7 protein-coding genes and 1 tRNA gene are annotated in these 13,689 nt (G+C 69.4%); all 8 read left to right on the top strand.

The genetic code is table 11. The features are described 5' to 3' along the window. Nucleotides 1-32: 32 nt before the first annotated feature. Nucleotides 33-1,247, top strand: coding sequence for a tryptophan synthase subunit beta (trpB, locus tag ACFQ91_RS10070; protein WP_198498863.1), 1,215 nt, complete (start codon nt 33-35; stop codon nt 1,245-1,247). Beyond that, nucleotides 1,244-2,050, top strand: a complete 807-nt coding sequence (gene trpA / locus ACFQ91_RS10065; protein WP_211979171.1) for a tryptophan synthase subunit alpha — start codon at nt 1,244-1,246, stop codon at nt 2,048-2,050. Before trpB ends, trpA begins: the two co-directional genes overlap by 4 nt. Further along, nucleotides 2,047-3,207: a prolipoprotein diacylglyceryl transferase gene (gene lgt, locus ACFQ91_RS10060; protein WP_211979172.1), complete on the top strand. Its 1,161-nt coding sequence runs from the start codon at nt 2,047-2,049 to the stop codon at nt 3,205-3,207. The genes trpA and lgt overlap by 4 nt, the downstream gene beginning before the upstream one ends. A gap of 188 nt (nt 3,208-3,395) precedes the next feature. Beyond that, complete coding sequence (gltB, locus tag ACFQ91_RS10055; protein WP_211979173.1) at nt 3,396-8,093, top strand: glutamate synthase large subunit; 4,698 nt, start codon at nt 3,396-3,398, stop codon at nt 8,091-8,093. Next, nucleotides 8,086-9,528 (top strand): glutamate synthase subunit beta, encoded by a 1,443-nt coding sequence (locus ACFQ91_RS10050; RefSeq protein ID WP_211979174.1) that lies wholly within the window; start codon nt 8,086-8,088, stop codon nt 9,526-9,528. Before gltB ends, ACFQ91_RS10050 begins: the two co-directional genes overlap by 8 nt. A 116-nt stretch (nt 9,529-9,644) precedes the next feature. Next, nucleotides 9,645-11,183 carry a pyruvate kinase gene (gene pyk / locus ACFQ91_RS10045; protein ID WP_376871096.1) on the top strand — a complete coding sequence of 513 codons (1,539 nt, stop codon included), beginning with the start codon at nt 9,645-9,647 and terminating at the stop codon, nt 11,181-11,183. 315 nt (nt 11,184-11,498) lie between these two features. Further along, complete coding sequence (locus ACFQ91_RS10040) at nt 11,499-13,004, top strand: dicarboxylate/amino acid:cation symporter (protein ID WP_249121056.1); 1,506 nt, start codon at nt 11,499-11,501, stop codon at nt 13,002-13,004. 212 nt (nt 13,005-13,216) lie between these two features. Next, nucleotides 13,217-13,287 (top strand) — tRNA-Gly (locus ACFQ91_RS10035). The last annotated feature ends 402 nt before the right edge of the window (nt 13,288-13,689 follow it).

Here is a 13,689-nt window from a genome sequence, read left to right as displayed (position 1 = left end):
CCGGACGCACCACGACCCGCAAAGGACGCACCATGACCGAGACCAGCCAGGAGACCGGACCGTATTTCGGTGCGTTCGGCGGCAGGTTCATTCCCGAAGCCCTCATCCCGGCCCTCGATGAGATCGAGGAGACCTGGCGCAAGTCCCAGGTCGATCCGGAGTTCGGGGCCGAGCTGCACGAGCTGCAGGTGTCCTACATCGGGCGCCCGAGCCTGCTCACCGAGGCCAAGCGGTTCTCCGCCCACTGCGGCGGGGCCCGCGTGTTCCTCAAACGGGAGGATCTCAACCACACGGGCAGCCACAAGATCAACAACGCCCTCGGTCAGGCTCTGCTCGCCAAGCGGATGGGCAAGACCCGGCTCATCGCCGAGACCGGCGCCGGCCAGCACGGGGTCGCCACGGCGACCGCCGCGGCCCTCCTCGACATGGAGTGCGAGGTCTACATGGGCGAGGAGGACACGCAGCGCCAGGCGCTCAACGTCGCCCGGATGCGGCTGCTCGGGGCGAAGGTCAACGCCGTGACGAACGGCACCCGCACCCTCAAGGACGCGATGAACGAGGCGATGCGCGACTGGGTCGCCAACGTCGGCAGCACGCACTACGTCATCGGCACCGTCGCCGGTCCCCACCCGTTCCCCGCGATGGTCCGCGCGTTCCAGCGCGTCATCGGCGACGAAGCCCGCGACCAGCTGCGCGAGGCCACCGGCGGCCTGCCCGACGCCGTGCTCGCCTGTGTCGGCGGCGGATCGAACGCGATGGGCATCTTCGCGGCGTTCCTCGACGACCCCGAGGTCCGCATCTACGGCTTCGAGGCCGGGGGAGAGGGCATCGACTCCGGACGGCACGCCGCCCGCTTCTCCGGGGGTCGCCCCGGCGTCCTCCACGGGTCGGCGACCTACATCCTCCAGGACGAGGACGGCCAGACACGGCCCTCGCACTCGGTCTCGGCAGGTCTCGACTACCCGTCGGTGGGACCCGAGCACTCGTACCTCCACGATGCCGGCCGCGTCACCTACGAACCCGTCGTCGACGACGAGGCGATGGAGGCCCTGCAGCTGCTCGCCCGCACCGAGGGCATCATCCCCGCGATCGAATCCGCCCATGCGCTGGCCGGGGCGATGCGGGTCGGCCGACAGCTCGGCCCCGACGCGGTCCTCCTCGTCAACCTCTCGGGCCGCGGCGACAAGGACATGACCACGGCCGCCACGTGGTTCGACTACTTCGACGAAGGAGCCGTGCAGGTATGACAGGCACGACAGAGACGCAGGCAGGTCCCCGCACCGGGGCGACGCTCGACGCGATCGCGGACTCCGGACGCAGCGCCGCCCTCATCGGCTACCTGCCCGTCGGGTTCCCCACCGTCGCAGGGTCGATCGAGGCGATGACCGCCCTCGTCGACTCCGGCGTCGACATCGTCGAGGTCGGCCTCCCGTACTCCGACCCGGGCATGGACGGGCCGGTCATCCAGCGCGCCGCCGAGCAGGCCCTGGCCGGCGGGGTGCGCACGAAGGACGTCTTCGCGGCCGTCAGCGCCGTCGCCGAGGCGGGCGGGACGCCGGTGGTCATGAGCTACTGGAACCTCGTCCTCCAGTACGGCGTCGACGCGTTCGCCCGCGACCTCGACGCCGCCGGCGGGGCCGGGATCATCACCCCCGACCTCATCCCCGACGAAGCCGCCGACTGGCTGGCCGCCTCCGACGAGTACGACCTCGACCGCATCTTCCTCGCCGCTCCGTCCTCGACCCCCGAGCGCATCAGCCGCATCGTCTCCGCCAGCCGCGGCTTCGTCTACGCGGCCTCGACGATGGGGGTGACCGGGGTGCGCACGTCCGTCGACGACCATGCCCGCGACCTCGTCTCCCGCCTCCGCGAGGCAGGCGCCCCGCACGCGTGCGTCGGCCTCGGCGTCTCGACCCGGGACCAGGCCGCCGAGGTCGCCGCCTACGCCGACGGCGTCATCGTCGGCTCCGCTCTCGTCCGCAGCCTCGACGACGGCGGCGTGGCCGCCCTGTCCGATCTCGCCGCGCAACTCAGGGAAGGCTGTGCATGAGCCCCGTCGACATCACCGCTGCGATTCCGTCTCCCACGTGGAGCGGATTCTCCATCGGGCCGCTGACGATCCACGCGTACGCGCTGTGCATCCTCGCCGGCATCCTGCTCGCCCTGTGGCTGACCTCGCGGCGCTGGCGGGCGATGGGCGGACACGAGGACGACCTGTGGAACATCGCGATCATCGCCGTGCCCGCGGGCATCATCGGCGGACGCCTCTACCACGTCTTCTCCACCCCTGACCCGTACTTCGGGCCCAACGGCAACCCGCTCGATGCGTTCAAGATCTGGAACGGCGGCCTCGGCATCTGGGGCGCCGTGGCGCTCGGCATGCTCGCGGCGTGGCTCGTCGCCCGCTATCAGGGGATCCGGATCCTCCCGTTCCTCGACGCCGCCGCCCCCGGGCTCATCCTCGCCCAGGCCGTCGGCCGGTGGGGCAACTGGTTCAACCAGGAGCTCTTCGGCGCCCCGACGACCCTGCCGTGGGGTCTGCGCATCGACAAGTTCATCGACGGGCAGCTCAACCCGAACTGGCCGGATCCCGCGCTGCCGGCCGACACGCTCTTCCAGCCGACGTTCCTCTACGAATCCCTGTGGAACCTCGCCGGCTGCCTCATCCTCATCGTCGCCGCGCGGAAATTCCGCCTCGGCCACGGCCAGGTCTTCGCGCTCTACATCTGCTACTACACGCTCGGACGCGTGTGGATCGAGGCGCTGCGCATCGACGACGCCGAACTCGTCCTCGGCCTGCGGCTCAACATCTGGACATCGATCCTCGTCTTCGCCGTCGGACTCATCTGGTTCCTCGTCTCCCGCTCACGCCACAAGGAGCCCGAGTCGACGATCTACGTGCCCGGCGCCCGCGCCCTGGCCAAGCACGGCCGACACGAGGACGACGGGGCCGACCACGACGGCACGCCCGGCGGCGGAGGCGCCGCGTCGACCCGCTCAGCCGCGCAAGGCCAGGCTCCCGCGCAGGACACCGCGACCGCCGATGACACGGCGGCCGACCGGGCCGGTGCGCGGCGGAAGCCGCGGGGCAGGGACGACGAGAAGCCCGGGTTCGGGTTCTTCGGAGCGGTCACCTCGGCGATCTCGATCATCCCCGATGTGCGGTCGCGGAACCGCGGAGGAGAGGACGAAAAGTCCGGCAATTGAGACGTTGAGGTTCACCTTTCGGTCCTTTCTCGTTTTCACGTTGAGCCCTCACGGGGTGTAAGTTGGTAATCCGACCGTGAGAACCACGTCACACCTGTGCCCGCAGGACGATCTCCCCAGGGCATGCCGAAGCCAGTTCGAGACAGCGTCGTCTGCTGGAGAATGACTAGACCCCGTGAAGGCAGCCGATGTCCCGTGAAACCTCATCGACCCCACAACTCCCGCCGCAGCGCACCGGACTCTACGACCCCGCGCTCGAACACGATGCGTGCGGTCTCGCTCTCATCGTCCGCTACCGCGGCGCCGCCGACCACGAGGTCGTCGAACAGGCGCTGAGGGCGTTGCGCAAGCTCGAGCACCGCGGCGGCATCGGCTCCGACGAGGGCACCGGCGACGGCGCCGGCCTCACCCTGCAGATCCCGCACGACTACTTCGCCGAGGTGGTCCGTGAAGAGCAGGACATCGACCTGCCCGCGCCCGGCGAGTACGCCGTGGGCATCGGATTCTTCTCCCAGGACTACCGCACCGACCTCACCGGCCTGACCTCGACCGAGTCGCCGATCCCCGCCGGGGAGTTCCCGACCGCCGGGGAGGAGCCGCTCGCCGACGAGGAGGCGCTCGTCCGCCGGATCGCCGCCGAAGAGGGCCTGAGCGTCCTCGCCATCCGCGACGTCCCCCGCGACGAGAGCGTGCTCGGGGAGATCGCGCGCTCGACGCAGCCGCACATGCGCCACGTCTTCTTCGGGTTCGACGCCCGCTACCCGGCCCGGGACGCCGACGACCTGCGCCGCCGGTCCTACATCGTGCGCAAGCGCCTCGACCGGGAGGGCATCTACTTCCCGTCGCTGTCGCCGGCGACGATCACGTACAAGGGCATGCTCGCGACCGGCCAGCTCGCCCCGTACTACACGGAGCTCAACGACGACCGGGTGACCTCGCGCATCGCGCTCGTCCACTCGCGGTTCTCGACGAACACGTTCCCGTCGTGGCAGCTCGCCCAGCCGTTCGGCACGATCGCCCACAACGGGGAGATCAACACCGTGCGCGGCAACCGCAACTGGATGCGGGCCCGGGAGGCGCACCTCGCCTCCGACCTGCTGGCCTCCCCGGTGCCCGAGACCGACTCGAGCCTCGAGCGCCTCTTCCCGATCGTGCCCCCGGGCGCCTCGGACTCCGCGTCCTTCAACGCCGTCCTCGAGCTCATGGTCGCCTCGGGGCGGTCCCTGCCGCAGGCGATGCTCATGATGATCCCCGAGGCCTGGGAGAACAACCCGGGCATGGGGGAGTCGCGCAAGGCCTTCTACGAGTACCACTCGCTGCTCATGGAGCCGTGGGACGGTCCCGCGTGCGTCGGCTTCACCGACGGCAAGCTCGCCGGTGCCGTGCTCGACCGCAACGGTCTGCGACCGGCCCGCTACGTCATGACCTCCGACACCGTCGTCCTCGCCAGTGAGATCGGCGTCGTCGACCTGCCCGAGGCCGACATCGTCGGCCGCGGCCGGCTCACCCCCGGCCGCATGTTCCTCGTCGACACGGAGTCCGAGCGGATCATCTCCGACACGGAGATCAAGAACCAGCTCGCCACCCAGCACCCCTACGCCGAGTGGGTCGCCGACTCCTCGAAGCGCCTCGAGGACCTGCCCACCCGCGTCCACGTCCTCCACCCGCAGGCCTCGGTGCGCCGGCGCCAGCGGACCTTCGGCTACACCGAGGAGGAGCTGCGGCTGCTGATCACCCCGATGGCCGAGACCGGGGCCGAACCGCTCGGGGCGATGGGCACCGACACCGCGATCGCGGGCCTCTCGACGCGCCCGCGGCTGCTCTTCGACTACTTCCACCAGAACTTCGCGCAGGTGACGAACCCGCCGCTCGACTCCATCCGCGAGCACATCGTCACGAGCATGGCCGCGGGACTCGGTCGGGAGGGCAACCTCCTCGAGCACAGCCGCCCCGACTCCGCGCACATCATGCTCTCGCGCCCGGTCATCGACAACGACGAGCTCGCGGCGATCGGCCACGTCAAGGGCCACCACCTCGGCGTCGACAATCCGCGTCCCACCGTCACGCTCTCGGGTCTCTACTCGGTCAACGCCGGACCCGACGCGATGGAGGCGCGGATCGAGGCACTGTGCGCCGAGGCGAGCGCCGCCGTCGACGCCGGCGCGGTGTTCATCATCCTCTCCGACCGCGACTCCACGGCCGACCTCGCGCCGATCCCGTCGCTGCTGCTCACCTCGGCGCTCCATCACCACCTCGTGCGGGAGAGGTCCCGGACGCGGGTGAGCATCGTCGTCGAGGCCGGGGACGTCCGCGAGGTCCACCATGCCGCGACGCTCGTGTCCTTCGGCGCCTCGGCGGTCAACCCCTACCTGCTCATGGAGACCGCCGAAGCCCTCGTCCGCTCCGACCGGGTGACCGGGGTGAGCGAATCCGCGGCCGTGGCCAACGTCCTCGGCGCGCTCAACAAGGGCCTGCTCAAGATCATGTCGAAGATGGGCATCTCGACCGTGCAGTCCTACCACGGGGCGCAGACGTTCGAGGCCGTCGGTCTCTCCGATGACCTCATCGACCGGCACTTCACGTCGACACCGCACCAGCTCGGCGGCAAGGGGATGCGCGAGATCGCCGCGGAGAACACCGCGCGCCACGCCGATGCCCACCGCGACGACCATCCGCGCCCCTCTCATCGGCCCCTCAAGGTCGGCGGGGAGTACCAGTGGCGCCGGGAGGGGCCGGGCCACCTGTTCAACCCGGAGACGATCTTCAAGCTCCAGCACTCGACGGCGTCGAAGCGCTACGACATCTTCCAGGAGTACACGCGCGCCGTCGACGACCAGTCGCGTGAGCTGATGACCCTGCGCGGCCTCCTCGACCTCGTGCCCGGGGCCGAGGGCCCCATCGACATCGCCGAGGTCGAACCCGCCGAGGCGATCATGAAGCGCTTCTCCACCGGCGCGATGAGCTACGGGTCGATCTCGAAGGAGGCCCACGAGACGCTCGCGATCGCGATGAACCGGATCGGCGGGAAGTCGAACACGGGGGAGGGCGGCGAGGACGTCGACCGGCTCCTCGACCCCGAGCGCCGGTCGGCGATCAAGCAGATCGCCTCGGGCCGCTTCGGGGTGACCAGCCACTACCTCACCGAGGCCGACGACCTGCAGATCAAGATGGCGCAGGGCGCCAAGCCCGGGGAGGGCGGTCAGCTGCCCGGGGAGAAGGTCTACCCGTGGATCGCGAAGACCCGGCATGCGACCCCCGGCGTCGGGCTCATCTCCCCGCCGCCGCACCACGACATCTACTCGATCGAGGACCTCGCGCAGCTCATCTACGACCTCGGCCGGGCCAATGCCCGGGCCCGGGTCCACGTCAAGCTCGTCTCCGCGGTCGGGGTCGGCACGGTCGCGGCGGGAGTCGCGAAGGCCGGAGCCGACGTCGTCCTCATCTCCGGTCACGACGGTGGCACGGGCGCGAGCCCGCTCAACTCGCTCAAGCACGCGGGCACCCCGTGGGAGCTCGGACTCGCCGAGGCGCAGCAGACGCTCATCCTCAACGGCCTGCGGGAGAAGGTGAGCGTCCAGGTCGACGGTCAGCTCAAGACCGGCCGCGACGTCATCATCGCCGCCCTCCTCGGGGCCGAGGAGTTCGGGTTCGCGACGACCGCGCTCGTCGTCTCCGGCTGCATCATGATGCGCGTGTGCCACAAGGACACGTGCCCGGTGGGCGTGGCCACGCAGAACCCGCTGCTGCGCTCGCGCTACACGGGCCAGGCCGACCATGTCGTCAACTTCTTCACGTTCATCGCCGAGGAGGTCCGCGGGTACCTCGCGCAGCTGGGCTTCCGCACCCTCGACGAGGCGATCGGCGCCGTCGAGCGCCTGCGCGTCGACGAGGACCGGGCCCGGGAGTCCGGTCTCGACCTCGACCTCTCGACGATCCTCACGGTCCCGGGCAACCTCTCCGGGGACACCTCGGTGGCCCGCAAATGCGCCGGTCAGGTGTTCCGCGACTTCCACGGGGAGCTCGACCCGCAGCTGCTCGACCAGGTTCGGGAGGCGATCGAGACGAAGTCGCCGGTGACGATCTCCTCGACGGTCGTCAACACCGACCGCAGCGTCGGCACCCTGCTCGGCCATCACGTCACCCGGGCCTACGCCGACCGCGGCCTGCCCGAGGACACGATCCGCCTCGAACTCCACGGCACCGCCGGGCAGTCGCTCGGCGCGTACCTGCCGGTCGGGGTGAGCATCGACCTCACCGGCGACGCCAACGACTACGTCGGCAAGGGACTGTCCGGGGGCACCGTGGCCGTCCACCCGGCCCCGGAGAACCCGACCCGCCCCGAGCACAACGTCATCGCCGGCAACGTCATCGGCTACGGCGCGACCAGCGGCAAGCTCTTCATCTCCGGTCAGGTGGGGGAGCGCTTCATGGTGCGCAACTCCGGCGCCGAGGCGGTCGTCGAGGGCATCGGCGACCACGGCCTGGAGTACATGACCGGTGGGGTCGCCGTCATCCTCGGCGGCACGGGACGCAACTTCGCGGCCGGCATGTCCGGCGGCACCGCCTACGTCCTCGACTTCAACCCGGCCCGGCTCAACCCGGACGAGCGCGCCGCCGGCGTCTTCCGCTTCACCGGGGTCGGCGTCGATGACATGGAGGTCCTCGAGCGGCTGCTCGGCGAGCACGTCGAATGGACGGACTCGCCGCTGGCCGCCCAGCTGCTCGACGGCCTGCGCCGCGGCGAGGACGTCCTCTCCCGCTTCACGAAGATCATTCCCGTCGCCTACCAGGCGGTGCGAGACATCCAGTCCGAGATGGCCGCCGAGGGCACGCCAGCGGACTCGGACGCCGCCTGGCGCAAGATTCTGGAGGTCACCAATGGCTGATCCGCACGGATTCCTCACCGTCACCGAACGCGAGCTGCCGCAGCGCCGCCCGGTTCCCATCCGCCTGCTCGACTACCGCGAGGTCTACGAGGCCGGCGACCCCGAGCAGCTGCGGCGCCAGGCGTCGCGCTGCATGGACTGCGGCGTTCCGTTCTGCCACCAGGGCTGCCCGCTCGGCAACCTCATCCCGGAGTTCAACGATGCGATGTACCGCGGCGAGCTGCCGCGGGCCGTCGACCTCCTCCACGCGACGAACAACTTCCCGGAATTCACCGGTCGGGCGTGCCCGGCGCCCTGTGAGAACGCGTGCGTGCTCAGCATCAACCAGCCGGCCGTGACGATCAAGCAGGTCGAGGTGACGATCGTCGACGAGGGCTTCGCCGCCGGTCTCATCCAGCCGCAGATCCCCGACCGCATCACCGGGCACACCGTCGCCGTCGTCGGGTCGGGTCCGGCCGGACTCGCCGCGGCCCAGCAGCTCACCCGCGCCGGGCACACCGTTGTCGTCTACGAACGCGACGACCGCCTCGGCGGGCTGCTGCGCTACGGCATCCCCGACTTCAAGCTCGAGAAGCACCACATCGATCGGCGTCTCCACCAGATGCGGGCCGAGGGCACGCGCTTCGAGACCGACGTCGAGATCGGCGTCGACATCACCCTCGAGCAGCTCCAGTCGCGCTTCGACGCCGTCATCGTCTGCACCGGGGCGACCGTGCCCCGGGACATGCCGGTGGCCGGGCGCGAGCTCGACGGCGTCGAATTCGCGATGGACTTCCTCGTCCCGAGCAACAAGGCTCAGGCCGGCGGGGATCCCACGCCGATCAGCGCCAAGGGCAAGAACGTCATCATCATCGGCGGCGGCGACACGGGCGCCGACTGCCTCGGCACAGCGCTGCGCCAGGAGGCCGCCTCGGTGACGACGCTCGCGATCGGCGCGAAGCCCCCGGCCTCGCGCAGCGAACGCGACCCGTGGCCGACGGTGCCGCGGATCTTCGAGGTCCAGACCTCCCACGAGGAGGGCGGCACCCGGCAGTACCTGGCGTCGACGACGGGCTTCGCCGGCAACGGCGAAGGCGAGGTCGCCGGCATCGAGGTCTCCGAGACGCAGTTCGTCGACGGGAAGCGGATCCCGACCCCGGGCACCGAGCACGTCCTCGACGCGGACCTCGTCCTGCTCGCGCTCGGGTTCTCCGGACCGGAGTCCGAGGCGCTCGGCCTCGACGTCGCCGACACCGGAGCGTTCGTCCGCGACGACAGCTACGCGTCGTCACAGCCGGGCGTCTACGTCGCCGGTGACGCCGGCCGCGGGCAGTCGCTCATCGTCTGGGCGATCGCCGAGGGACGGGCGGTCGCCGCCGAGGTCGACACGTACCTCACGGGGTCGACGCGGCTTCCGGCACCGGTCCGGCCGCGCGACACCGGATTCACAGTGTAAAATGATCTGTGTCACTATTTGAGAATACGCACAAGGGCGTGCATCGGCTCTCCGGCAGGGATCTCCTGCCGGAGAAGGGTCGATGTGACTCCTGAGGTGCAGGTAGGGTGGAGTGCATGAGGCGAGCAAAGATAGTCGCAACACTGGGTCCGAATCAGAATTCCTACGAAGACATCCGCACACTCGTCGATGAGGGCGTCGACGTCGCCCGATTCAATCTCAGCCACGGGCTGCGGGAAGAGCATGAGGAGAAGTTCGCCTGGGTCCGCCAGGCCGCTCTCGACACCGGCCGCGCCGTCGCCGTCCTCCTCGACCTCCAGGGTCCGAAGATCCGAGTCGGCACCTTCGCCAACGGCAAGGAGTACCTCGAGGACGGGGCGACCTTCACGATTACGAGCCGCGACGTGCCCGGCACCGCGGAGATCGTGAGCACGACGCTCAAGACGCTGCCGAACGACGTGTCCGTCGGCGACCCGCTGCTCATCGACGACGGCCGCCTGCGCCTGCGGGCCACCGAGGTTACCGAGACCGACGTCGTCACCGAGGTCGAGATCGGCGGTCCGATCTCCAACCACAAGGGCATCAACCTGCCCGGTGTGCCCGTGTCCGTGCCGGCGCTGTCGGAGAAGGACATCGACGACCTCAAATGGGGTCTGGGCCTCGGGTTCGACTGGGTTGCCCTCTCCTTCGTCCGCAGCCCCGCCGACATCGACGACGTCCACGCCGTGATGGACGAGGTCGGCGTGCGCGCCCCCGTCATCGCCAAGCTCGAGAAGCCGCAGGCCGTCGAGGAGCTCGACGCCGTCATCGACGCCTTCGACGGGATCATGGTCGCCCGCGGCGACCTCGGCGTCGAACTGCCGCTCGAACAGGTGCCGATCGTGCAGAAGCGCGCCGTGGAGATCGCGCGCCAGCAGGCCAAGCCCGTCATCGTCGCCACGCAGATGCTTGAGACGATGATCGAGGCCTCACGGCCCACCCGCGCCGAGGCGAGCGACTGCGCGAACGCGGTCCTCGACGGCGCCGATGCGCTCATGCTCTCGGGGGAGACCTCGGTCGGTGCCCACTGGGTCGAGGCGATCCGCACGATGAGCCGGATCATCTCCTCGACGGAGGAGCACGGGCTCGATCGGATCCGTCCGCTCGGCACCGTCCCGCACACGAAGGGCGGCGCCGTCACGGCCGCCGCCGTGCAGATCGCTCAGCAGCTCGACATCGATCTGCTCTGCACGTTCTCGCAGACCGGTGACTCCGTGCGCCGGATGTCGCGGCTGCGTCCGCGGTGGCCGATCCTCGGCTTCACCCCCGATCCGCAGGTCCGTCACCAGCTCGCGCTGACGTGGGGCGTGCGGCCCTACCTCGTCAAGACCGTCCGCCACACCGACCAGATGGCCCGGCAGGTCGACGCGGTGCTGCTCGCCGACGGCACCGCCCGCGAAGGCGACCAGTCGATCCTCGTCGCCGGATCGCCTCCCGGCATCCCCGGGTCGACGAACGCCCTGCGCATCCACACGATGGGCGATGCCGCGAAGGGCGTGGCCGCGGCGTACCAGGACTCGAGCGACAGCGACGAGGATCCCCTCGCCGGGTACGGCGTCGTGTCCGAGGCGCCGATCACCCGCGACATCCCGATCGTGCAGTCCGAGGAGGGCTGAGCGTCTGGACTGAGCGCGTGAACTGAGCGCTCGCGCTGTGCGCGTGAGGCTCGTGTCCGGCAGCAGTGAGGGCCCGACCGGAGAACCTCTCCGGTCGGGCCCTTCTGTGTGCCGTCGTCCGGGACGGCCGGCCACTGCTCTTCTGGTCGACCACCTCGGCGGGGATCCAGTCGTACGGGATGGTTGGCCGCCTCGGCGAAGTTGCGATCCATGTCACTCCGGTTTGCGGAATTCGACGGATTGCTCAACAGTTGTGCAGTGAGTTGAGTTTTCCACGGGCGCCGCTGTGCCCGTGCCACCGTCGAAAGGAACCATATGAGACTGCCGGCTTGGTCGAAGTCGTTCGGGGTGCAGGTGACGATCGCGCTGATCGCCGGTGTCGTCCTCGGGCTCGTCGCCCGTTCGTGGGGACCTGTGAGCGAGACGCAGGACAACTGGCTGGGGACGACGCTCGAGACCATCGGGTCCTCGTACGTCACCCTGCTCAAGGCGGCCGTCGTGCCGCTCATCATCACCGCGATCATCGCGAGCATCGGCAACCTGCGCAAGGTGACCAATGCCGCGAAGCTCGCCGTGTCGACGCTGCTGTGGTTCGCGCTCACCGCGCTCATCGCCGTCATCATCGGACTCATCATCGGCGTCGTCATGCAGCCCGGCGCGCACGCGGACGCCGCGTCCCTGCAGGGCGGGGCGCCGTCGAGCGAGGGCAGCTGGATCGGCTTCCTCACCGGGCTCATCCCGGTGAACTTCCTCGGCCTCGAGGTCGCGACGGCACCTGATGACACGGGCGCGCTGGCCTCGGAGGTCAACTTCAACGTCCTCCAGCTCATCATCGTCTCCGGTGCGCTCGGCATCGCCGCGGTCAAGGTGGGCAAGGCGGCCGAGCCGTTCCTCGAATTCGCCGAGGCGGCCCTCGCCGTCGTCCAGAAGGTCGTGTGGTGGATCGTGCGGATCGCCCCGATCGGCACGCTCGGCCTCATCGGCAACGCCGTGAACTCGTACGGCTGGTCGACGATGGGATCCCTGCTGTGGTTCGTCGTCGCCGTCTACATCGGACTCGCGATCGTCTTCTTCGTCGTCTACCCGCTGCTCGCCCGCGTCAACGGACTCTCCGTGCGCCAGTACTTCTCCGGTGTGTGGCCGGCGACGCAGATGGGCTTCGTCTCCCGTTCCTCGATCGGGACGATGCCGGTGACGCAGAAGGTCGCGACCGACAACTTCGGCGTCCCGCAGGGGTACGCGGCCTTCGCCGTGCCGTTCGGGTCGACGACGAAGATGGACGGCTGCGCGGCCATCTACCCGGCGATCGCCGCGGTGTTCGTCGCCCAGTTCTTCGGCATCGAGCTCGGACCCATCCAGTACCTGCTCATCATCTTCGTCTCCGTCATCGGGTCGGCCGCGACCGCCGGGACGACGGGTGCCACGGTCATGCTCACCCTCACGCTGTCGACGATCGGCCTGCCGCTCGAGGGTGTGGGACTGCTGCTCGCGATCGAACCGATCGTCGACATGGGCCGTACCGCGCTCAACGTCTCCGGTCAGGCGCTCATCCCGGCGATCGTCGCGAAGCGCCACGGCATCCTCGACGTCACCCGGTACGACGCGAAGCGCATCGACGGCTATGTGCCGGTGACCGAGGACGTCGCTGACGGTGCCAGCGCGGACGGTGTCTCGGGTGCGGACGGCGCCACGGGTGCGGTTGCTCCGGTAGCCGGTGGCTCGAACGTCGTCGGCGATGCGCAGAAGTCCGTCGCCGACTCCGGAACTGCGGGTGCTGCTGGATCCGCTGCCGGGGCGCGGACTGAGAGCTCGCGCGTCTGAGATCTCGCGGGACTGAGATCTCCTGCTGCGCCCGCCCCTGAACGGGGGCGTCCGCTTGAGTGAGCACCATCGACCGTCCGGCCTCCGGGCCGGACGGTCGCGTGCGTTCTGCACGTCCGCGACACGCGCCTCACCGCAGATCGGTGTCTCGATTCGCGCGTCGACTGCGCATAGTCGCCTGACATCGGCTACATTGGGAGATGTTCCACTTCGCGGGTGTAGTTCATCGGTAGAATGAGACCTTCCCAAGGTCTAGAGGCGGGTTCGACTCCCGTCACCCGCTCTCATCGCTCGAGGCCCTGTTCGCCGCTTGAACTCAGGGACTCCTGGCTTCCGGCAAGTGCTCGTTGTCAAGTTTTCTGAAATCCTCGCACCCCCGGCGCACCTCGTTGGTCTCGCGCTCTCTCTGCGGTCCCCGACTCACTGCATGAATCGCGTGTGCGCCACCTCGGCGGCGATTGTGCGCCACGCCCATGGCGAAAATGAGTGCGATTTCGCCATGACCCTGGCGCAGAACCTCAGGGGCCGTCATCTACCTGGCGCAGAATCCCAGGGGTCGCCATGAGCTTGGCGCGAAATCACGAGTCTGCGGAGGCCACTGGTGTCAATTGCACGAAGCTCCGCAAGCGTACGGATGCACTGCTGCTGAGTCGTGCCGAGAGTGGCGTCTGTGCCGACCCGAAAG

It is taken from the genome of Brevibacterium sp. NPDC056726 (genome assembly GCF_042790515.1).
Taxonomy (GTDB): domain Bacteria; phylum Actinomycetota; class Actinomycetes; order Actinomycetales; family Brevibacteriaceae; genus Brevibacterium; species Brevibacterium sanguinis.
Note: the sequence above shows the minus strand (reverse complement) of the source record. Positions and strands in the feature narration are given on the sequence as shown.